A 22,157-nucleotide genomic window follows, 5' to 3' on the forward strand; every position below is an offset into this window, starting at 1 on the left:
CTCATTCTGCCCAGCTGGGTGGGCGGCGCTGGAAGAAGGCCGTCATCCCCTCGATCACCTCGGGGGTGCCGAAGAAGCTTCCGGAGCGTTTGGCCAGCTCATCGGCGGTGCGGTCGAATTCGGCGAGGATCGGGGCGTTCACCAGCCGCTTACTCTCCGCCAGCCCCTGCGGCGAGCCCTTGCGCAGTTCGGCGCACAGCCGGGCGACCTCGGCGGCCGGATCGTCGGCCGCGACGGTGATCAATCCGATGCGTTCGGCTTCGGCGGTGTCGAAGGTCTCGCCGGTCTGGTAGTAGCGCGCCGCCGCGCGGGAGGTCAGGCGGGGCAGCAGCGTGAGCGAGATCATGAACGGCGCCAGGCCGAGCCGGGCCTCGGTCAGGGCGAAACTGCTCGAGGGGCCCGCGACGACGATGTCACAGGCGCCGAGGATGCCCATGCCGCCCGCGCGCACATTGCCGTCGACCTGGGCGATCACCGGCTTGTGCAGTTCGACGATGCCGCGCAGCACCTCGATCATCCACTGCGTCCGGATGTCCGCGGCCGCGGCGGGATCGGCGTCGAGCGCCTCCTTCAGATCCGCGCCGGCACAGAAGGTGTTGCCGGTGTGGGTGAGGACGACCCCGCGGGCCTGCTCGTCGGCGCCCGCGCGCCGCAGTCCGTCGAGCAGCTCTCGAACCAGCTTCGAGGACAACGCGTTTCGATTGTGCGGAGAATCCAGGGTGAGCACGGCGAACCGGTCGCGCAGCTCGTACCGCACGAAAGGCGCTTCGGCACCGTTGGTTTCACTCACGTGCATTCCTCCTTCGACTGGTTCCACTGGTTGGGCCGAGGCCGCCCGCGTCGGCACGGGCGGCCATCGGCCGGACGGCCCTCAGTAGGACTTCGGCAGGCCCAGCGAATGCTGGGCGACGAAGTTCAGGATCATCTCCCGGCTCACCGGGGCCACCCGGGCGATCCGCGCCGCACCGAGCATGCCCGCCAGGCCCACATCGGCGGTCAAGCCGGACCCGCCGTGGGTCTGGATGGCCTGGTCCAGCGCCTTGATACTGGCCTCGGCGGCCGCGTATTTCGCCATGTTGGCGGCCTCGGCGGCGCCGAAGTCGTCGCCGGAATCGTAGAGCACCGCGGCCTTCTGCATCATCAGCTTGGCCAGCTCGAGTTCGATCTTCACCTGCGCCAGCGGATGCGAAATGCCCTGGTGAGCCGCGATCGGGGTCTTCCACACCTGCCGTTCCCGGGCATACTCGACCGCCCGGTCGATGGCATAGCGGCCCATCCCGACCGCCATCGCCGCGCCCATGATGCGCTCGGGGTTCAGGCCGGCGAACAGCTGGGCGATGGCCGCATCCTCCTGGCCGACCAACGCGGTGCCGGGCAGCCGCACATCGTCGAGGAACAGCGTGAACTGGTTGTCCGGCTCGATGATGTCCATCTCCTGGCGGTTCTTCTGGAAGCCGGGAGTATCGGTCGGCACGATGAACAGCGCGGGCTTCAGCTTGCCGGTCTTGGAATCCTCGGTGCGCGAGACGATCAGTACCGCCTCGGCCTGGTCCACGCCGGAGATGAAGATCTTGCGGCCGTTGAGGATCCAGTCGCCGCCGTCGCGGCGCGCGGTGGTGGTGATGTTGTGCGAATTGGATCCGGCGTCGGGTTCGGTGATGCCGAACACCATCTTCGACGAGCCGTCGGCCAGCCGGGTCAGCCAGTACCGCTTCTGCTCCTCGGTGCCGTACTTGGTGATGATGGTGCCGCAGATCGCGGGTGACACCACCATCAGCAGCAGCCCCGCGCCCTGGGCGGCCAGTTCCTCCATCACCAGCGCCAACTCGTAGATGCCGGCGCCACCGCCGCCGTACTCCTCCGGCAGATTGACGCCGAGGAAGCCGAGTTTGCCCGCCTCGTCCCACAATTCGTCCAGCGGCTCGTTGCGGCGCGCCTTGGCCGAGACGTAGTCGCGGTAGTTGTATTTGGCGGCGAGCTTGGCGACGGCTGCCCGCAGCTGCTTCTGTTCGTCGGTTTCGATGAAACTCATGGATCTTCTCCTGTCGTGGGCGGCTATTCGGCCGGTGCGGCGGCGTCGGCCTGGACGACGGCCAGGACGGCGCCGACATCGACCTGTTGTCCCGCAACCACATTCAGTTCGGTCAGCACACCGGCGGTCGGCGCGGCGATGGTGTGTTCCATCTTCATGGCCTCGAGCCAGAGAATGGGCTGTCCCTTCTCGACGGTGCTGCCGACCTCGGCGCCCAACCGGATCACCGCGCCCGGCATCGGCGCCAGCAGCGACCCCTCGGCGACCTGATCGGCCGGATCGGAGAAGCGCGGCAGGCGGCGCACCGTCACCGGCCCCAGCGGGGAATCGACCGCCACCAGATCTCCGTAACGCGCGACGTCGAAGCGCCGCCGCACCGTTCCCCGCGCACCCGGCACGCCCAGCACCACCACATTCGGGGTGGCCTCGAGCAATTCGAGTCCGTCGTGGCCCTCGACCTCGAGCCCGGAGCGGGTGATGCGATAGCGCACCTCGTGGACACCGCTCACCCGGCTCTCGTAGGACTTGGTCTGCGGTTGGGAGGGCAGGTTGCGCCAGCCGCTGGGCAGGGCCCCGCCGACCCGGGCACGCGCGCGGTTGTCGGCCGCGTCCGCCAGCGCCGCCGCGACGATCGAGAGACTCTCGTCCGCCTCGGAAACCAGTGGTGCCGAGAAGTTTTCCAGCCCATGGGTCGCGAAGAAGGCGGTGTCGGTGTCACCGGCGAGGAAGGCCGGATGCCGCAGCACCCGCACCAGCAGATCGCGGTTGGTGACCAGGCCGTGGATGCGCGCCCGCTGCAGTGCGGTGGCCAGCAGGTGGGCGGCTTCCTCGCGCGTATCGGCGAAGGAGATGACCTTGGCCAGCATCGGGTCGTAGAACACACCGACCACCGAGCCGTCGACCACGCCCGAATCCAGCCGCAGGCCGGTTTCGGAGAGCACGGTGAATTCCGCGGTGTCCGAATCGAATTCGATGCGATGCACGGTACCGCTCTGCGGCTGCCAATCCTGTGCCGGATCCTCGGCGTAGAGCCGCACCTCGATCGAGTGCCCGCGCATCGGCGGCGGCTGCTGCGGCAGCCGGTAGCCCTGTGCCACCTGCAGCTGCAACCGAACCAGATCCAGGCCGGTGGTGCATTCGGTCACCGGGTGCTCCACCTGCAGCCGGGTGTTCATCTCCAGAAAATAAAACTCACCCTGCTCGTCGGCCAGGAATTCGACCGTGCCGGCGCCCTCGTAGCCGATCGCCTCGGCGGCCAGCCGAGCCGCCTCGAACAACCGGTCGCGCATGCTCTGCCCGTGCGGCGCCGGTGCGGGCCCTGCGTGGTTACGCTCCGCTGCCTCCACCGGGCCCGACGCACGGGCGCTGTCCACCCGCTCGACCAGCGGAGACGGCGCCTCTTCGACCACCTTCTGATGACGCCGCTGAATGGAACACTCGCGCTCACCGACCGCCCAGACCCGGCCGTGGGAATCGGCCATGACCTGGACCTCGATATGGCGGCCGGTTTCCAGGTAGCGCTCGCAGAAGACCGTCGGATCCCCGAAGGCCGACTCCGCCTCGCGGCGCGCGGCTTCCAGCTGGCCGGGCAGGTCCGCGAGGGCTCGAACCACCCGCATACCGCGACCGCCACCGCCGGCCGACGCCTTGATCAGCACCGGCAGCATGTCCTCGGTGACCTCGGCCGGATCGAGTTCGGCCAGCACCGGCACACCGGCGGCGTCCATCAACTTCTTGGATTCGACCTTCGAACCCATCTGTTCGATGGCCGCGACCGGCGGGCCGACCCACACCAGCCCGGCGTCGATCACCCGGCGCGCGAAATCGGCGTTCTCGGAGAGGAATCCGTACCCCGGATGGATGGCGTCGGCGCCCGCGGCCAGCGCGGCCTCGATGATCAGATCGCCGCGGAGATAGGTTTCCGCCGGGGTGTTGCCCGGCAACCGGATCGCCGCGTCGGCCTCGGCCACATGCGGAGCCGCGGCATCGGCGTCGGAGTAGACCGCGACCGTGCCGATGCCCATCCGGCGGCAGGTGGCGAAGACGCGGCGCGCGATCTCACCGCGATTGGCGACCAGCAGATTCGTGACTGTCATCTCGGCCCTCACATCCGGAAGACGCCGAAGCCCTCGGCGCCCTTGATCGGGGCATTGTGGATGGCCGACAAGGCCATTCCCAATACCGTGCGGGTGTCGCGGGGGTCGATGACGCCGTCGTCGTAGAGGCGCCCCGACATGAACATCGGCAGCGATTCGGCCTCGATCTGGGCCTCGATCATCGCCCGCATCCCGGCGTCGGCTTCTTCGTCGAACGCCTGGCCGCGCGCCTCGGCGGCGGCCCGGCCCACGATGGAGATCACGCCGGCCAGCTGCGCCCCACCCATGACGGCGGATTTCGCACTGGGCCAGGCGAACACGAAGCGCGGGTCGTAGGCCCGGCCGCACATGCCGTAGTGGCCCGCGCCGTAGGAGGCGCCCATCAGCAGCGAGATGTGCGGCACCTTCGAATTCGAGACCGCGTTGATCATCATCGCACCGTGTTTGATGATGCCCTTCTGCTCGTATTCCTTACCCACCATGTAGCCGGTGGTGTTGTGCAGGAACAGCAGCGGGGTGTTCGACTGGTTGGCCAGCTGGATGAACTGCGCGGCCTTCTGCGCCTCCTCGGAGAACAGCACACCGCGGGCATTGGCGAGAATGCCGACCGGATAGCCGTGCAACTCCGCCCAGCCCGTGACCAGGCTGGAGCCGTAGAGCGGTTTGAACTCGTCGAAATCGGAGCCGTCCACCACCCGGGCGATGACCTCGCGCGGGTCGAAAGGGATCTTCAGATCGGTGGGCACGATGCCGAGCAGTTCCTCGGGGTCGTAGAGCGGCTCGATGACCTCGGCGCGCGGGCGCGGGGCGGGCCCGGCCTTCTTCCAGTTCAACCGCCGGACGATGGAGCGGCCGATCCGGATGGCGTCCTGTTCGTCGGCGGCCAGGTAATCGGCCAAACCCGAGGTGCGCGCGTGCATTTCGGCGCCGCCGAGCGATTCGTCGTCGGACTCCTCGCCGGTGGCCATCTTGACCAGGGGCGGTCCGCCGAGGAATACCTTGGAGCGCTCCTTGATCATGACCGTGTAGTCCGACATACCGGGGATATAGGCACCACCCGCGGTGGAGTTGCCGAAAACCAGAGCGATGGTGGGGATTCCGGCCGCGGACAGGCGGGTGAGGTCACGGAACATCCGCCCGCCCGGGACGAACACCTCCTTCTGCGTCGGCAGATCGGCGCCGCCGGATTCCACCAGACCGATCACCGGGAGCCGGTTCTCCAGCGCGATATCGTTCATGCGCAGGTTCTTGCGCAGGGTCCAGGGATTCGAGGTGCCGCCGCGCACGGTCGGATCCGGGGCGACGATCATGCATTCGACCCCCTCGACGATGCCGATACCCGCGATCACCGAGGCACCCACGTGGAATTCGCTGCCCCAGGCGGCCAGCGGGGCCAGCTCCAGGAACGGCGAATCCTCGTCGATGAGCAGTTCGATGCGTTCGCGCGCGGTCAGCTTGCCGCGCCTGCGGTGCCGGGCCATCTTGTCCGGGCCGCCGCCCGCGATGTTCTTGGCGTATTCCGCCTCCACCTCGGCCAATTTCTCGGTCATGGCCTCGGCGGCGGCGCGATAGTCCGCCGAATTCGGATCGATGGTCGTACGGAGAGTGCTCAAGATTGGTACCCCAATCGCTTGGCCGCGAGACTGGTCAGGATTTCGTTGGTACCACCGCCGATGCCGAGGATACGGACATCGCGGTAGTGTCGCTCGACTTCGGATTCACGCATGTAGCCGAGGCCGCCGAACAGCTGAACGGCTTGGTGGGCAACCCATTCCGCGGTCTCGACCGCGGTGTTCTTGGCGAAGCAGACCTCGGCGATCAGATCGGTCTCCCCCTCGGCGGCGCGTTCGGCGACGTGCCGGGTGTACACCCGGGCGACGTCGATGCGACGAGCCATCTCCGACAGTGTGTTCTGCACGGCCTGCCGGCTGATGAGCGGGCGGCCGAAGGTTTCGCGGTCGCGACACCACTGCAGGGTCAGGTCCAGGCAGCGCTGAGCGTGTCCGTAGGCCTGCACCGCCAGGCCCACCCGCTCGCTGACGAAGGCCTGGGCGATCTGAGCGAAGCCGGTGTTCTCGGCGCCCACCAGATTCGACACCGGCACGCGTACATCGACATACGACAGCTCGGCGGTGTCGGAGGCCAGCCAGCCCATCTTCTCCAGCTTGCGGCTCACCGTGAAGCCGGGCCGGTCCTTCTCGACCAGCAGCAGCGAAACGCCGGAAGCGCCGGGACCGCCCGTGCGCACGGCGGTCACCACGTAGTCCGCGCGCACGCCGGAGGTGATGAAGGTCTTCGAGCCGTTGACCACGTAGTCGTCACCGTCGCGCGCCGCGCTGGTGGTGAGGTGCCCGACATCGGAACCGCCGCCGGGTTCGGTGATGGCCAGCGAGCCGATCTTCTCGCCCGCCAGGGTCGGCGCGACCCACTTCTCGATCAGTTCCCGGTTGCCGGAGGCCACCATGTGCGGCACCGCGATCCCGCAGGTGAACAGCGAGGCGAACAGGCCACCGGAGCAGCCCGCGTAATGCATCTCCTCGGCCACGATGGCGGCGTCGATCCCGTTGCCGCCGGCGCCGCCGACCGACTCCGGGAACTGGATGCCGAGCAGACCCAGCGCCCCGGCCTTCTTGTGCAGCTCACGCGGGATCTCGCCGGCGCGCTCCCACTCGTCCAGATACGGCAGGACTTCGCGCTCGGCGAAAGCCCGGACGGTGGCGCGCAATTCACGCCGCTCGGGCGTCTCCCAGACACTGGTCACGGTAGCAACTCCACGGGTATATCGATGTGTCGGGACCGCAGCCATTCGCCGAGTCCCTTGGCTTGCGGATCGAATCGGGCCTGATAGGCGACGCCGAGGCCGAGCAGACCCTCGACGATGAAGTTGACCGCGCGCAGATTCGGCAGCACGTGCCGGGTGACGGTGAGTTTCGCGGTCTCGGGCAGCAGCGCCTTCAACTCGTCGACGGTCAGCGCGTGCACCAGCCAGCGCCACTGTTCGTCGGTGCGCACCCAGACGCCGATATTGGCGTTGCCGCCCTTGTCGCCGCTGCGGGCCAGGGCGATGGAACCCAGTGGGACACGGCGGGTTTCGGACTTCGGTAGCGGTGGCGGCAGCTCCGGCTCGGCGACCTCCGCCAACTCCAGGGTCTGCGCGGGCGGCGCGATCGCGACCCGGGAGCCGTCGGGCAGGACCGCGGTGTGCGCCACTTCGCCGGCGTCGACGTAGCCCGCGGTGTACACACCGTAGGGCGAGCCGTTGCCGGGCGGTGTGGTCATGGTGAAGCCGGGGTAGCTCGCCAGGGCCAATTCCACCGCGACACTGGAGAATGCGCGGCCGACCTTCTCGGGGTCGGGGTCGCGCACCACACAGCGCAACAGCGCGCTGGCCTGTTCCTCGGTCTCGGCGTCGGGCCGGTCCAGCCGCGACAGCGACCAGTCGAGTTCGGCCGGGCGCACCGGCAGCCAGCTCTCCAACTGCCGTTGCGCCAGAGCGGCTTTGGCGTCGATATCGAGTCCGGTCAGCACGAAGGTCATCTCGTTGCGGAAACCGCCGAGGGTGTTCAGCGAAACCTTGAGTTGCGGCGGCGGCGCCTCACCGGTCACGCCGCTGATCAGGACACGGTCGGGGCCGTCGGCGGCGAGCCGGATGGTGTCCAGGCGGGCCGTCACATCGGGTCCGGCGTAGCGGGCGCTCTGGATCTCGTACATGAGCTGCGCCTCGACGGTGTCGACGGTGACCGCGCCCCCGGTGTTCGCATGTTTGGTGATGACGGAACTGCCGTCGCGGCGGACCTCGGCGATCGGGAAGCCCGGCCGATCGAGATTCTCGATCTCGGTGAAGAAGGCGAAGTTCCCGCCGGTGGCCTGAGTGCCGCATTCGATCACGTGACCGGCCACCACCGCACCGGCGAGGGCGTCGAAATCGGTTCGGGCCCAACCGAAGTGCGCGGCCGCGGGGCCGACGACCACGGAGGCGTCGGTGACTCGGCCGGTGACGACGATATCGGCGCCGGCGGTCAGCGCCTCCGCGATACCCCAGCCGCCCAGATACGCATTCGCGGTGAGCGGTGCGCCCAGCCCGAGCTCCTGGGCGCGCGGCAGCAGATCGTCCCCCTCGACATAGGCGATCTTCGGGTCGAGACCCAGTTTTTCGGCCACCTCGCGGACGCGCTGCGCCAAGCCGGCCGGGTTGAGCCCGCCGGCGTTCGCGACGATCCGCACCCCGTGGTCCAGTGCCAGGCCGAGGCAGTCCTCGAGCTGCCGGACGAAAGTTTTGGCGTAGCCGAGGTTCGGATCCTTCATCCGGTCGCGGCCGAGAATCAGCATGGTCAGTTCGGCGAGATAGTCACCGGTGAGCACGTCGAGTTGCCCGCCCTCGAGCATCTCGCGCATCGCGCTCAACCGGTCACCGTAGAAACCGGAACAGTTGCCGATCCGGAGCAGCTCCGGATCGGCGCCCAGACTCGTCATCTGCGCGGCGCCTCCTCCTACGACGTGCCTGCCGCAGCGGCTCGCTGCGTCGGCTCTCAGCGTCACATCGAGGTCCGAAAAAATCAAGCCTGCGTGCTTGTTAATTGCCGGAAGGGCAGGTCACGGCGGCGCGCCGCAGCCACGACGCACCTCGATGCCCGTATCGACGCTGAGCCGCGCGCACCGCGCCGGGACCGGCCGACGTGCACCACCCGCACGCCACCGGGCAAGATGGCTGGGTGTCCAATTCCGTGATCGTCGTAGTCCTGCTCGCGCTGGCCGGATTCCTGGTCGGCGGCGCCTTCACCATGTGGAAGAACTCGCGGGTGCTGTCGGCGATGCTGGGCGTCTGCGCGGTCCTCGCCGTGGTCGGCGCGGTTGCCTGGTGGTGACTCGAACCCGGCGAACTGATCGTGCCTAGTCGCCCGTCAGCCGGAATATCCGCATTCCTTCGGGCACGCCGTTGAGGGGTGCCGCGAACATACTGCGCCGATAGGGCTTGGCCGTGACCTCGAGTTCCTTCAAGGTGGCCGGTTCCAGTGCCTCGAGCGTCGTCTCGGAAATCATCGTGTTGCCGTTCCCACCGGCCTCCATCACCCGCGCGGCGATGGTGACGTCCACGCCGAGCCAGTCACCGCCGATCTCGCGCGGCGTCCCGGTGTGCAGGCCGGCCCGCATACGCGGCGTGTAGCCCGCCACCTCGACGGCGGCGAGATTCTTCTTGGCGGTCAGAATCGCGCGGACCGCGCTGTCCGGGGAGGCGAAGACCGCCATCACGCCGTCACCCATCCGCTTGACCACCTGACCGCCGCGGTCGACGATCGGCGGTTCGATCGCCCGGGCCACTCGACGCAACAGTTCCAACGTCGCCTCGTCACCGGCCGACAGCGACCAGCGGGAGAACGAGACGAGGTCGGTGAACAGCACGGTCACCTCCTCGCTGCCCTTGCCGCGGCCGACGCGCTCCAGCATCGCCTGCCACACCTGCAGGGCACCCAGGCCGAGTTCCTTGGCCGCGCTGGGATTGTCCCCCACGATCTTGTCGGCGGCACGCGCCACCGCACGGGCGCCGCCGGGCCCGGACAGCGACAGCGGGTCACCGAACGCGGGATCGCCCGGCAGATTCTCGCGCGCCTTGCGGATGACGCCGATGAGGTCGGCGCGCTGATTCGCCGCGGCCATCAGAGCGGACAGCTGACCGGTCCGGCGCCGGCCGATCGCACGAAATTTGGCGCCGGACAGATCGGCGGGAGTGAGCGGAATCACGATATCCACATCGGGATCCGTCCCGCCGGCATCCACACCACCGCCGGTGACCTCGGCATTTCCCAGCTTGTCGGCATCGGTTTCGGATTCGGATCGACCACGGCGGCCGGCGGCGCCGTTGCGCCGCGAACGGGAACCGCCGGTCCGCTTCGCCGCCCGGTCGGGACCGCCTGTGCCCGACGCGTTTTCGCCGTCGCCGGAAGGTCTTTCGCTCACATCCCGAGCGTAGCCAATGATCGCCACCTGCCACCTCTCTATCGGACGGAGCGGGCACAGCGCTGGGTCCGCCGATGGATAACGTGTTGGTTGCGCGGCCGATATTACCGATCGACCTTTCCGCCCGGAAGGTCCAGCGGCCCAGTTAACCAAGGCTTTGCACACAGCACACCGGCCCGATGCACAGGTTGGGACGCTGTGCATCGGGCCGGCGGTCGTCACATCCACCGGGCAGTGATGGATGCGACCGGGATAGCAGTCCCCCGACAGGACCGCCCTCCCGTCCCGGGCTGTGCGAGGGTAAGTGCCCGGGAGCGGGTAGGTATCACCGTTCTTCGCTCAGGCGTCGCGGCTGTTGGTGACCACCACTGCGGCGCCGAACACGATCGCGGTGAAGACGATGAAGTAGATCAGTCCACCCCACGGTCCCCAGTGCCAGTGCGCCGCCGAGGCGGTGTCCTCACCGAGGAACCGGTTGATGTTGGCGAAGGGCAGGAACGGCTGCACATTGCGGCCGAAGCTACCGAAGCTACCCAGCAGCGTCTCGATCAGCAAGGGCCACAACACGATCAACGAGATCGCCGCAGCGGACTGCCGCACCAGCGCACCGACCCCGACCGACAACACCACGGCCAGGAAGGCGTAGATCGCCAGACCGTAGAGCGCCCGCCAATCGGCGTCGGAGCTGAGGCTCATCTGCCTACCGGCATCGCCCGCCAGCGCTTTGGCGATCAGATAGGCCAGCAGGCCCAGGACGAAGGTCAGCACCGCGGCGTACGCGCCGGTCAGCAGGGCCTTCGTCACGAGCACCCGGGACCGGTTGGGCGTGGCCTGGAACGTGGTCCGGATGATGCCGAAGCGGTATTCGCTGGTCACGGTGAGGGTGGCCATGATCATCAGGACCATCACGCCGAATCCGGACACCCCGACCATGGCCCCGGCCGTGGTCAGCAGGGTTTCGTTCTCCTTGCCCACGCTCGCCCGCGACACCGCGGCGATCAGCGCCGCCAGTCCCAGGCCCAGGGCGACCACGATCGCCGAACACCACCAGGGCGACCGGGTGGAGGTGAGTTTGATCCGCTCCGCGGCGACGACACCCATTACAGCGCACCTCCCATGACCTGCTCGATTCCCTCACCGTGGTACTGCACCGCACCGCCGGTCATCCGCATGAACGCCTCCTCGAGCGAAGCCTGTTGCGGCGCAAGCTCATACAACGTGATGCCGTTTGCGCCGGCCAATTTGCCGACGGCATCGCTCGTCTCGCCCACGACCACGAGGGCGGGACCCTCGTCCTCCCGGACGGTCAGCCCGTTCGAGGTGAGCAGGCTGCGCAGTTCGTCCAGCTGCGGACTGCGCACGCGCACGGTCGATTCCGACGATTTGGCGATGAAATCCTTGGTGTCGGTATCGGCGATCAGCCGGCCCCGGCCGATGACGACCAGATGATCGGCGGTCTGCGCCATCTCCGAGAGCAGGTGGCTCGACACCAGCACCGTCCGCCCCTCGGCGGCCAAACGCTGCATGAAGCGCCGGATCCACAGAATGCCCTCGGGATCGAGCCCGTTGACCGGTTCGTCGAACAGCAGGACCGGCGGGTCACCGAGCAGCGCCCCGGCGAGGCCGAGCCGCTGTGACATACCGAGCGAGAAGCCGCCCGCCTTCTTGTTGGCGACCTCGGTCAGCCCGACGAGGTGCAGTACCTCTTCGACGCGACCGGCCGGAATATCGTTGGCCGCCGCCATCCAGCGCAGATGTGAGCGTGCCGAACGATTCGGATGCACCCATTTGGCGTCCAGCAGAGCGCCCACGGTCCGCAGCGGCTGATTCAGGTCCTGATAGCGCTTGCCCTGGATATGGGCCGTACCCGCGGTCGGCCGGTCCAGGCCCAGGATCATCCGCATGGTCGTCGACTTTCCGGCGCCGTTCGGCCCGAGGAACCCGGTCACCTTGCCGGGAGTGACGGTGAACGACAGGTCCTCGACCGCGACGGTGCTACCGAAGCGCTTGGTAAGGCCTCTGCATTCGATCATGGGCCCCAGTCTTCCCGAGAACGCGCCGGGCGACCATCGCTCACAGGTCGCGAGTCCGATCATCCTCGAGGATGACCGGCACCCCGAGGGATTCCGGTGCCGTCCCCGACCGGCCGACCACCGCGGATCAGGGTTGCGGGGACGGCGCGGTCACAGCGCCGGCGAGGAGGCCTGGGCCCAGAACCGCTTGGGGATCCGTCCGGCGTGCCGGGCCAGATAGCCCGCCTGCACCGCGGCGGCCATGGCGGCCGCCATCCGCGCCGGCTGTCGTGCGCGGGTGACCGCGGTGGCCAGCAGCACGGCCGAACAACCCAACTCCATCGCGAGGGCGGCATCGCTGGCGGTGCCGATCCCCGCGTCGAGGACGACGGGAACGCCGGCCGCCTCGACGATCATCTCGATATTGTGTGGATTGCCGATCCCCAGGCCGGTGCCGATCGGGGCGCCCAGCGGCATCACCGCCGCACAGCCGGCATCCTCCAGGCGCCGGGCCAGCACCGGGTCGTCCGTCGTGTACGGCAGCACCACGAAGCCGTCGTCCACCAATTGCTCTGCGGCGGAAACCAATTCGATGGCATCCGGCAACAGGGTGCGTTCGTCGGCGATGACCTCGAGTTTGACCCAATCGGTTTCCAGCGCATCCCGCGCCAACTGCGCGGTGAGGACCGCCTCCGCCGCGGTCCGGCAGCCGGCGGTATTGGGCAACGGCGCGATGTCGAGCCGTTTGAGCAGGTCCAGCACCCCGGTTCCACCGGCCGCATCGACGCGGCGCATGGCCACCGTGGTCAATTCGGTGCCCGACGCGACCAACGCCTCCTCCAGCACCGCGAGGTTCTCCGCGCCACCGGTACCCATGATCAGCCGGGAACCGAACTCCCGGCCGGCGATACGCAGCGGTTCCACCGCCACCGGGTCAGCCACCCTGCACCGCCGTCAGCACCTCGATCTCCCAGCCGCGGCCCACCGGTTCGTCCCACCGCGACTTCGGGAACAGCGCGCCGTCGACCGCCAGCGCCACACCGCGGCACGGCAGCTCCAGCCGTTCGAGCAGCTGGCGCACGGTCAGCGGCGCACGGAATTCGTGCTCGGTGCCGTTCACCGTGACACCGATCGGAATCGAGGCCGATGCGGAACTCGGTTGAGCTGTCACTGATTACCTCCTGATATGGGTGCGTTACCGCCGCCCGCGCCGGGGGTCGCGGTCGCGGTGAAACGTCGTGGATCGGCGGCCTTCGCCTCCGGCAACTCGTCCCCGGCCAACAGCGCCGCCACCGCGTCCACGGTGAGCGGCACCCCGAGGATGCCGTTGCGGCCGTGCCCGGTCGCGGCCACGACGCGCTCGGTCAGCCGGCCGATCAGCGGCAGGTTGTCCGGCGTGCTGGGACGGGCACCGGCGGCGGCCTCGGCCAGCTCGTATTCGCCGAGCGCCGGCCAGATCGCCTCGGCATCGGCGATCAGATCGCGGACGCCCGCGACGGTGACCGTGGTGTCGAACCCCGCCTCGTACTGGGTGGCGCCGACCACCAGACCATCGGCACGCGGCACGAGATAGATCGGGCGGCCGTATACGCGGGCGCGGATCACATGGCGCGGCGGCGGGGGCGTCCCCGGACGCCGACGCAACCGCAGGATTTCGCCCTTCACCGGCCGCACCGGCACATCCCACAACCGGGCGCTGGCCGAACCGGCGGCGAGCACGATCCGGTCCTGATCCAGTTCATCCACAGTGCTCACCGATTCCGCACGGATGTGCACACCGGCCTTTTCACAGGCCGTGCGCAAGGCCTGGACCAGCAGCCGGTTGTCCACCGCCGGTTCCTCGGCGGCCAGCAAACCGGCCCGGACCGTGCGCGACACCCCGGACTCGGCGGCGCGAACCTCCGCGCGATTCAGTACCCGCATCGGATAGCCGTGGACGCCGCAGAAATCGGCGATGGTGCGCAGATCGGCGGCATCGGCACCGTCCAGCGCCAGGGTCAGGGTCCGGTCGGCGACGAAGACGTCCACCCCGGTCGCCGCCCGCAGTCCGGCGCCGAACTCGGGCCAGCGCCGCAACGAGGCCGCACCGAATTCGAGCAGGTCGTCCTCACCCGGCCAGCCCTCCGACAGCGGTGCCAGCATCCCGCCGGCCACCCAGGACGCACCCGAGCCCACCGCCGGATCGATGATCGTCACCGACCAGCCCTGCTCGGCGGCACGCCAGGCCACCGCCAGGCCGACGACTCCCCCACCCACGACGGCCAGACTTCGCATCACTCCACCTCGCTCGGTCCCGGATCCGCAGGTACCGCCTTCGATACCGCCACGCCCGGGGCGGCGTTCCCGCGCGGCCGCCATCGCTGCGGGAATGCCCTCATGTTTCGCCTCTCCACGGTAGCGCGGCTACGGTCGAGGGCGTGCAACCGTCCCATCCGCAACGTCCGATCGCACCGCGCGAACGCCTGGCGTCGGCCCGGCTCTACCTGTGCACCGACGCCCGGCGGGATACCGGCGATCTGGCCGCATTCGCCGAGGCGGCGCTGTCCGGCGGTGTCGACATCATTCAGCTTCGTGACAAGGGTTCGGCCGGGGAGGCGAAGTTCGGGCCGCTGGAAGCGGGTGCCGAACTCGGCGCGCTGGCGGAACTGAAGGCCGCCGCGCGCCGGCACGGCGCCCTGGTCGCGGTCAACGATCGGGCCGATATCGCGCTGGCCGCCGGCGCCGACGTGCTGCATCTGGGCCAGGGCGATCTGCCGCCCTGGTACGCGCGGCGGATCGTCGGGCCCGATGTGGTGATCGGCCGCTCCACCCACAATCGCAATCAGGCGGGGCTGGCGATCGTCGACGAGAACATCGACTACTTCTGCACCGGACCGGTGTGGAGTACACCGACCAAACCGGGCCGCACGGCCGCGGGTATCGACCTGGTCCGCTCGACCGCGGATTCTCATCCGACCCGGCCCTGGTTCGCGATCGGCGGGATCGACAGCGAACGCCTGCCCGAGGTGCTCGCTGCGGGAGCGACCCGGGTCGTGGTGGTCCGCGCGATCACCGCGGCGCGCGATCCCCAGGCCGCTGCCCGGGAACTGAAACAGCGACTGCTGGAGAACGCCGCGAACTGAGCGCGGCGATCCATCCGGCCGGAGAGACGATATGACGAGCAGGACCGATCGACGGTCAGCTCAGCACTTGATCCAAGGTCAGCACCAGCAGGCTGTCGTCGGCCTCGACATCCTTGTCGTACCGGCTGATTCGCGCGGTCGGCGCGGCCGCCGACAGCGCGTCCAGCCAGACGAAACCGCGATCGGCCAGGTCGACCGTGCGCGGCAGTACCGCGGCGACCGCGGCGGCCTCGGCGATCCCGTCCAGATCGACGCGCGCCGGCACCGCCCGCAGGGCGGGCCAGGCGGCCGCGAAACCGGGGTGCAGCGGGCGGTCGTCGACCTCCTCCTCGGGAACCCACGCCAGCGCGGCGCTTTCCCGATTCGCGGTGGTCGGCAAGGTTTCGGACACATCGGCGACGACCGTCGTGTAGGTCCAGCCGCTGGCCGCGGTACTGGTCACCCGGCTGCCGCGCACGCGGACCGCGTCCGGGGCAATTCCGGCTTCTTCCTGCGCCTCTCGCACGGCGGCGTGCACGCTGGTCTCATGACTGTCACGCGCGCCGCCGGGCAGCGCCCAGGTTCCGCCCTGGTGGCTCCACGGCGCCCGATGCTGCAACAGCACCAACGCGCCGCCGCCCTGTCGCGGCGCGCGCAGCAGCAGGCCCGCGGCCCCGAACAATCCCCACTGCCGCGTCCCATCGGGGCTTTCCAAGAACCCGTCTCCGTCACCGCGCATGCTCCGCCTCGTCCACTCCACGTCGATGTCCCGTTACCCACCGACTGCTCGGTACCCGCGTCGTGATCGACCCGATCGCGATCGACACATATCCGGCGGTACCGGTACGACCACAATAAGCTCAGTCCGCACACTGCAACCCGGCGATCGAACGGAGGTGGACATGGCTCGAATCGGGCGCGCCCAGCTCGACGAGCTGTCCCCGCGCGCCGCGGCCGCCGCCGTTCGCAGCCGGCTCGACGCAACCGAGGTCCGCGCCTTCGCGCGCTCCTCCCCGGCCCGGCTGATCGCGCTCGGCCTGCTCCTGCTCGGTCTGTGCCTGCTCGCCGGAGCGGTGACCTCCGGCGAGGTCGGTCATCGCCAGCACGCCCTGGACTATCTGCTCGACGAGGCGGAGCCGGACGCCAATTCCGCGCAGCACCTGTACACCTCGCTGTCGGTGGCCGACGCCGCCGCCGGTACCGCCTTCATCTCCGGCGGGCTGGAACCCAAGCCGGTGCGCGACCGCTACGACCAGGCGATCGGCGAGGCCGCGGCGGAACTGGTCGCCCAATCCGACAGCACCGCGACGTCCGCGGCGTCGGCGCCCGACGCCGACACCCGGCTCCGCACCGGCGTCGCCACCCAACTCCCGGTCTACAGCGGATTGATCGAAACCGCCCGTGCGAACAATCGGGAGGGACATCCGGTCGGCGCCGCCTACCTCAGCGAGGCGTCGAATCTGATGCAGACCACCATGCTGCCGAAGGCGCAGGAGCTGCAGGAACATCGCTCCGCCGCGATCGCCGCGACGCAGCGCGAGCATGTGCGTCCGCCCTGGGCGGCGATCGCGCTGCCGGTCCTGGCGCTGGCCGCACTGGTGGCGGCCCAGTTCTATCTGGCTCGGCGCTGGCATCGGGTGCTCAATCCCGGACTGCTGGCCGCCTCGGGTGTGCTGCTGATCCTGTTGGCCTGGACCGTGATCGCCGGCTCGGTCTCGGCCATCTCGACCACCTCGGGCCGCGACGACGGGGCGGTGCCCGGCGCGGAACTGACCGAGAGCCGCATCCTCGCCCAGCAGGCCCGCGCCGCGGAGACGCTGAAACTGGTGCGCCGCGACGCCAGCGGCGACTACGATCACACCTTCGATACCGCCACCACACGGCTGGACCGCCTGCTCAGCGAATATCCCGGCAGCGCACCGGGTTCCGATGAGGTGCGCAATGCCCATGCGGCACTGGGTCGTTGGCGCTCGGCACATCAGCGGATGAACGAGGCGCTGGGCCGCGGCGATTTCCCGGCGGCCTCGGCGGTGGCGATCGGCCCGGATCCGGCCCAGGCCAGCGCCGCGGTCGACACCTTGGACGGCGCCCTCGCCGCCGGCATCGACAGCACGCGAAACACCTTGCGCGGCAACATCTCCGATGCCGCGCGCGCCTTGGATTTCCTGGCGCCCGGCGCGCTCACGCTGGCCGCGCTCGCCGCGGTGGCGGTGGTGGCGGGTCTGTGGCCACGCCTGCGGGAGTACCGATGAGGGGGAGCACCGATGCGAGCTAGGCGCGTCGCAGTACTGATCTTGGCGGCATCGGCACTGCTGGCCGGCGGCTGCGGGGACCGGCCCGCCACTCCACGGCCGGGCGGCGGCGGCGATTACACCGAACCACCGTTGCCCGCGAATGCCGTTGTCGCCCAGCCGAAATCGGCACCCGCACCGGAAGCCGAACCGCAGTGCGGAAACCCCACGGCCAGTCTGCGGCCGGCCGGCGGCGACCGCGGTCCCAACGTCGATGCCGTCCGCGCCCGCGGCCGGCTGCTGGTCGGCCTCGATCCGGGCAGCAATCTGTTCTCCTTCCGCGACCCGATCAGCGGCACCCTCGCCGGCTTCGACGTCGATATCGCCACCGAGATCGCGCGCGATCTGTTCGGTGACCCGCGCCGCATCGAATACCGCATCCTCGGATCGGCGGATCGCGAACGGGCACTGCAGGATCGCACCGTCGACGTCGTGGTCAAAACCATGACCATCACCTGCGATCGACGCCGCCAGGTGGACTTCTCCACCGCCTACCTGATGTCACATCAGCGGGTGCTGGCGGTGAAGGGCTCGGGCATCACGGGCATGGCGGATCTGGCGGGTAAGCGCGTCTGCGCGGTGGGCGGCACCACCTCGCTCGACCGGATCCGCCACATCCAACCGGCCGCCTCGATCATGACCGTACCCACCTGGGCGGACTGCCTGGTGGTGCTGCAGCAACGCCAGGTCGACGCGGTCAGCACCGACGACGCCCTCCTGGCGGGCCTGGCGGCCCAGGACCCCTATGCCGAGGTCGTCGGCGCCGACCTGAGCGACGAGCCCTACGGTGTCGGCGTGCCGAAGGGTAACGACGACATGGTGCGATTCGTCAACGCCACCCTGCAGCGATTGCGCACCGACGGCACCTGGGATCGGCTGTATCAGCACTGGCTCGCGCCCGCGCTGGGACCCGCGGCGGGACCACCGGAACCGACATATCGGGACTGACCGATGTCCGAACGCCAGGACTCCCCCGAATTCGACTATCCGCCGACAGCGCTCACGCCGGGGCCGCATACCGGCGAGGAGCCGACCCGGCCGCAGCACCGGCCCGCTCCGGAGCCGCCGGGCACCGCGCGAGCGCACACCGCCCCGGCCGCCACCGCATTCGAGGGGCCCGGCACCGCCGCCGCGCCGATGGACACCGAACCGAGCCGCCCCACCGGGCGCAGCGGTCGCACGGTCCGCACCCGGCCCACGGTGCGCCGCCTGGGCGCCGGCCTGGTACCGATCCCCGCGGTGCCGCCGGTCGATCCGATGGTGGCGGTCCTGCCCGATCCGCAGGTGGCCGAGGGGCGGCGCTTCTGCTGGCGCTGCGGCCGGCCGGTCGGGCGCACCACACCCAGCCGTCCCGCGTCCGCGGTCGGCACGTGCGAAAACTGCGGCGCGCCTTACGATTTCCGCCCCTACCTGCGCCCCGGCGATCGAGTCGCCGGACAGTACGAGATCCAGGGCTGCATCGCCCACGGTGGGCTGGGGTGGATCTATCTGGCGATCGACCGCAATGTGAGCGATCGCTGGGTGGTGTTGAAGGGGTTGCTGCACGGCGGCGACGCCGAGGCTCAGGCGGTGGCGGTCGCCGAACGGCAGTATCTGGCCGAATTGGCCCACCCGAGCATCGTCAAGATCCACAACTTCGTCGAACATCCCGGCCCGGACGGCACTCCGATCGGCTACATCGTGATGGAGTACGTCGGCGGCCGGTCCCTGCGGGATCTGCTCGATGCTCATCCGCGCCCGGAGCGCATGCCGGTGCCCGAGGCCATCGCCTACCTTCTCGAGATCCTGCCGGCGCTGGAGTATCTGCATTCGCTGGATCTGGCCTACAACGATCTCAAGCCAGACAACATCATGGTGACCGAGGACCGGGTGGTCCTGATCGACCTGGGCGCCACCGCACCGTTCGACTCCTACGGGAACCTGTACGGCACCAAGGGTTTCCAGGCTCCCGAGATCGCCGCCACGGGTCCGACCGCGGCCACCGACATCTACACGGTCGGCCGGACCCTGGCCGTGCTCACGCTGAACATGCCGATGTCGGCCGGGCGCTACGTCGACGGCCTGCCGGACCCCGACGCCGAACCGATCCTGGCCCGGCACGAATTCCTGCATCGGCTGCTGCTGACCGCGACCGATCCCGATCCGGACCGCCGCTTCCCGTCCGCGCGGCTGATGACCACCCAGCTCGCGGGCGTCCTGCGCGAAATCCTGGCCGCCGAGACCGGTACCGAACATCCGCAGCTGTCGACCCTGTTCAGTCCGCCGCGTACCAGCTTCGGCACCGAGGAGCTGATCGGGCAGACCGACGTCTACGCCGACGGCATCGTGCGCAGCCGGGACCTCGACGCCGGTGCGATCGCCGCCGCCCTGCCGGTCCCGCTGCTCGACCCGGCGGACCCGTCGGCGCCGCTGCTCGCCGGCACCGTCCATCCCGAACCCGACCACGCCCTCGACGCGGTCCGCACCGCACGTCGCCGGGCCGAGACCGCGCCCGGCGGCGTACCCGACGGATTCGCCACCGAATGCGCCTTCGCCGAGGTACGCATCCACCTCGACCTCGGCGATCCGGCAGCGGCCCGCGCCCTGCTGGACCGGATGGGTGAACGGGACTGGCGCACCGACTGGTTCGGCGGCCTGATCGCCCTGCGGGAACACGAGTACGAACGCGCCTACGACTGTTTCGACGCGGTGCTGGGCGCCCTGCCCGGCGAGATCGCGCCGAAGCTCGCCCTCGCCGCGACGGCGGAACTCGTTCTGCAGCACTGGGATTCGCCTGATCCGGAGCAATGGCGGCGGTGCGCCGAGAAGTTCTACAGCACCGTATGGCGGACCGACCGCGGCGTGGTGAGCGCCGCCTTCGGATTGGCCCGGCAGCTGGCGGCGGGCGGACGTGTGACGGCGGCGGTCGCGGCACTCGACGAAGTCCCGGCGGCTTCCCGGCACTACACCGAGGCCCGCCTGACCGCCGTGCTCCTGTTGCTCACCGTCGAGCCGGAACGACCCGGCGATGGTTCCGGCCGATCCGGCGGCCACGACTCGCACCCGCCGACCACGGCCGATTCGCCCGGGCCGGGCGAGGGCCACGGTCTCCAGGAATCGACACTGCAGGTCGCGGCCGCCCGGCTCGCGGCCCTTCCCGCGGCCGAGCACCGGGTCGCCCAGCTCCGGGTGCTGGTCTGGGGAACCGCGCTGGCCTGGTTGCAGGCCGGGAACCGCCCGCGCGACCCGGGGGCCACCCTGCTCGGTCAGCCGTTCACCGAACGCGGGTTGCGCCGGGGTATCGAGTCCGGGCTACGAGGTCTCGCCCGCACCGCGCCCGGCCGCACCCACCGGTACGCGCTGGTGGATCTGGCGAATGCGATCCGGGCCAAGAGCTGGTTCTGACCACAGCGGGTCTCGACGCCGGCCGATGTCGACGACGACGCCGGGCGGTCTCTCCGCTCAGCTCACCAGTGCGGCCGCCGCGCGCGCGATCGCCAACTCCTCGTCGGTCGGCACCACGAACACGGTGACCTCCGAGTCCGGGGGCGAAATACGGCGAGCCGCTCGGTCCTTGGCGTTGTTGGCGACCGGATCGACCGCGATGCCGAAACGCTGCAGGCCGGCCAGGGCATCGGCGCGCACCTGCGCGTTGTTCTCGCCCACACCCGCGGTGAAGGTGATCGCGTCGACCCGGCCCAGCTCCACCAGATATGCGCCGATATAGCGACGCAGCCGATGCACGTACACGTCGTAGGCGAGGCGCGCCGCCGCGTCACCGGTGTCGATCAGCCCGAACAGCGCGCGGAAATCGTTGACCCCCGACAGCCCCTTGATCCCGGAGCGCCGGTTGAGCAGTTCGTCGATCCCGTCGATATCGAGTCCCGCGGTGCGCGCCAGATGCAGCAGGATGCCCGGATCGAGATCGCCCGAGCGAGTACCCATTACGAGCCCCTCGAGCGGGGTGAGTCCCATGCTGGTATCCACCGCCCGGCCGCCGCGGATCGCCGACGCCGAGGCGCCGTTGCCCAGGTGCAGCACGATCTGGTTGTGTGCCGCCGGATCGCCGCCGAGCAGCTCCGACACCCGGCCGGATACGTATTCGTGCGAGGTGCCGTGGAAGCCGTAGCGCCGGACCCCGTGCGCCGCGGCGATATCCGCGTCGATCGCGTAGGTCTTCGCGGCATCGGGCAGGCCGTGGAAGAACGCGGTGTCGAAGACCGCGACCTGCGGGACATCAGGCAGCAACTCACGCGCGGAACGGATTCCGGTGACATTGGCGGGGTTGTGCAGCGGCGCGAGAGTGGACAGCTTGTCGATCGACTCGACCACCGCATCCGTGATCAGCGTCGGTTCGTAGAAGATTTCGCCGCCGTGCACCACCCGGTGGCCGACCGCCGACAGTTCCGATGCGGTCAAATCGTGCCCGGTCTGTGCCAACAGGTCGAAAACCACCCGCAGCCCGGCGGCATGGTCGGCGATCGGTCCGGTGTGCTCGAATCGGTCTCCGTCACTGTGATATTCGACCGTCACCTCCCCCTCCGCCACCGGTTCACCGATCCGCGACACCAGTCCCGAAGCCGCGACCCGCGCCGAAACCGGATCCAGCAGTTGGTATTTGATCGACGAGGACCCCGAGTTGATCACCAATACCTGCATCAGACCTGCCCCTCGTGTGTCGTGCGGGACGC

At 69.4% G+C, this 22,157-nt stretch carries 19 protein-coding genes; 5 read left to right on the forward strand and 14 right to left on the reverse strand.

All coding sequences use genetic code 11. From position 1 onward, the window contains the following. Position 1: 1 nt before the first annotated feature. The 6 genes from ON37_RS24445 to ON37_RS24470 all read right to left on the reverse strand — a co-directional run bounded on the left by ON37_RS24445 (position 2) and on the right by ON37_RS24470 (position 8,601). Positions 2 to 796, reverse strand: a complete 795-nt coding sequence (locus tag ON37_RS24445) for an enoyl-CoA hydratase family protein (protein ID WP_051031991.1) — start codon at positions 794 to 796, stop codon at positions 2 to 4. 75 nt (positions 797 to 871) lie between these two features. After that, the gene (locus ON37_RS24450) at positions 872 to 2,032 is read right to left on the reverse strand and encodes an acyl-CoA dehydrogenase family protein (RefSeq protein ID WP_040722639.1); all 1,161 of its coding nucleotides are present in this window, start codon (positions 2,030 to 2,032) and stop codon (positions 872 to 874) included. Between the two features lie 23 nt (positions 2,033 to 2,055). Next, the gene (locus tag ON37_RS24455; protein WP_040722640.1) at positions 2,056 to 4,128 is read right to left on the reverse strand and encodes an acetyl/propionyl/methylcrotonyl-CoA carboxylase subunit alpha; all 2,073 of its coding nucleotides are present in this window, start codon (positions 4,126 to 4,128) and stop codon (positions 2,056 to 2,058) included. 8 nt (positions 4,129 to 4,136) lie between these two features. After that, complete coding sequence (locus tag ON37_RS24460; protein ID WP_040722641.1) at positions 4,137 to 5,741, reverse strand: acyl-CoA carboxylase subunit beta; 1,605 nt, start codon at positions 5,739 to 5,741, stop codon at positions 4,137 to 4,139. Then, positions 5,738 to 6,889, reverse strand: a complete 1,152-nt coding sequence (locus tag ON37_RS24465) for an acyl-CoA dehydrogenase family protein (RefSeq protein WP_040722642.1) — start codon at positions 6,887 to 6,889, stop codon at positions 5,738 to 5,740. Before ON37_RS24465 ends, ON37_RS24460 begins: the two co-directional genes overlap by 4 nt. Further along, complete coding sequence (locus ON37_RS24470; protein WP_040722643.1) at positions 6,886 to 8,601, reverse strand: acyclic terpene utilization AtuA family protein; 1,716 nt, start codon at positions 8,599 to 8,601, stop codon at positions 6,886 to 6,888. The genes ON37_RS24465 and ON37_RS24470 overlap by 4 nt, the downstream gene beginning before the upstream one ends. A gap of 239 nt (positions 8,602 to 8,840) precedes the next feature. On the opposite strand from ON37_RS24470, the gene ON37_RS33580 reads away from it, so the two are divergent. Continuing rightward, entirely contained in the window at positions 8,841 to 8,993 is a 153-nt protein-coding gene (locus ON37_RS33580; protein ID WP_168441265.1) for a CG2302 family histidine operon protein, read from the forward strand. 25 nt (positions 8,994 to 9,018) lie between these two features. Here the strand turns inward: ON37_RS33580 and ON37_RS32590 are convergent, their stop codons facing one another. The 6 genes from ON37_RS32590 to thiO all read right to left on the reverse strand — a co-directional run bounded on the left by ON37_RS32590 (position 9,019) and on the right by thiO (position 14,369). Next, positions 9,019 to 9,783: an adenylate/guanylate cyclase domain-containing protein gene (locus ON37_RS32590; RefSeq protein ID WP_085997384.1), complete on the reverse strand. Its 765-nt coding sequence runs from the start codon at positions 9,781 to 9,783 to the stop codon at positions 9,019 to 9,021. Positions 9,784 to 10,422: 639 nt separating this feature from the next. Continuing rightward, positions 10,423 to 11,184, reverse strand: a complete 762-nt coding sequence (locus ON37_RS24485; protein ID WP_040722646.1) for an ABC transporter permease — start codon at positions 11,182 to 11,184, stop codon at positions 10,423 to 10,425. Continuing rightward, positions 11,184 to 12,116 carry an ABC transporter ATP-binding protein gene (locus ON37_RS24490; protein ID WP_040722685.1) on the reverse strand — a complete coding sequence of 311 codons (933 nt, stop codon included), beginning with the start codon at positions 12,114 to 12,116 and terminating at the stop codon, positions 11,184 to 11,186. Before ON37_RS24490 ends, ON37_RS24485 begins: the two co-directional genes overlap by 1 nt. Positions 12,117 to 12,266: 150 nt before the next feature. Further along, a complete protein-coding gene (locus tag ON37_RS24495) occupies positions 12,267 to 13,025 on the reverse strand; it encodes a thiazole synthase (RefSeq protein WP_281004698.1) in 759 nt (252 codons plus the stop codon). 4 nt (positions 13,026 to 13,029) lie between these two features. Beyond that, a complete protein-coding gene (gene thiS, locus ON37_RS24500) occupies positions 13,030 to 13,266 on the reverse strand; it encodes a sulfur carrier protein ThiS (protein ID WP_051031993.1) in 237 nt (78 codons plus the stop codon). After that, positions 13,263 to 14,369 (reverse strand): glycine oxidase ThiO, encoded by a 1,107-nt coding sequence (gene thiO, locus ON37_RS24505; protein ID WP_040722649.1) that lies wholly within the window; start codon positions 14,367 to 14,369, stop codon positions 13,263 to 13,265. Before thiO ends, thiS begins: the two co-directional genes overlap by 4 nt. A 143-nt stretch (positions 14,370 to 14,512) precedes the next feature. On the opposite strand from thiO, the gene thiE reads away from it, so the two are divergent. Continuing rightward, positions 14,513 to 15,217 carry a thiamine phosphate synthase gene (gene thiE, locus ON37_RS24510; RefSeq protein ID WP_051031994.1) on the forward strand — a complete coding sequence of 235 codons (705 nt, stop codon included), beginning with the start codon at positions 14,513 to 14,515 and terminating at the stop codon, positions 15,215 to 15,217. A gap of 55 nt (positions 15,218 to 15,272) precedes the next feature. Here thiE and ON37_RS24515 read toward each other — a convergent pair whose 3' ends face one another. Further along, on the reverse strand, positions 15,273 to 15,935 hold the full coding sequence (locus ON37_RS24515; protein WP_040722650.1) for an NUDIX hydrolase: 663 nt from the start codon (positions 15,933 to 15,935) through the stop codon (positions 15,273 to 15,275). Between the two features lie 163 nt (positions 15,936 to 16,098). Between ON37_RS24515 and ON37_RS24520 the strand changes: the two genes are divergently transcribed. From ON37_RS24520 to ON37_RS24530, 3 genes are read left to right on the forward strand one after another with little or no spacing between them, the layout of a single operon-like run. Continuing rightward, positions 16,099 to 17,448: a GlnX family signal transduction membrane protein gene (locus ON37_RS24520; protein WP_040722651.1), complete on the forward strand. Its 1,350-nt coding sequence runs from the start codon at positions 16,099 to 16,101 to the stop codon at positions 17,446 to 17,448. A 12-nt stretch (positions 17,449 to 17,460) separates the two neighbouring features. Further along, positions 17,461 to 18,435, forward strand: coding sequence for a glutamate ABC transporter substrate-binding protein (locus ON37_RS24525; RefSeq protein ID WP_040722652.1), 975 nt, complete (start codon positions 17,461 to 17,463; stop codon positions 18,433 to 18,435). Positions 18,436 to 18,438: 3 nt separating this feature from the next. Continuing rightward, entirely contained in the window at positions 18,439 to 20,871 is a 2,433-nt protein-coding gene (locus ON37_RS24530) for a serine/threonine-protein kinase (RefSeq protein WP_083893252.1), read from the forward strand. A 57-nt stretch (positions 20,872 to 20,928) separates the two neighbouring features. Here ON37_RS24530 and ON37_RS24535 read toward each other — a convergent pair whose 3' ends face one another. Next, a complete protein-coding gene (locus tag ON37_RS24535) occupies positions 20,929 to 22,125 on the reverse strand; it encodes an acetate kinase (protein WP_040722653.1) in 1,197 nt (398 codons plus the stop codon). Positions 22,126 to 22,157: the final 32 nt, after the last annotated feature.

The sequence above is a fragment of the Nocardia veterana NBRC 100344 genome, assembly GCF_000308855.1.
GTDB lineage: Bacteria > Actinomycetota > Actinomycetes > Mycobacteriales > Mycobacteriaceae > Nocardia > Nocardia veterana.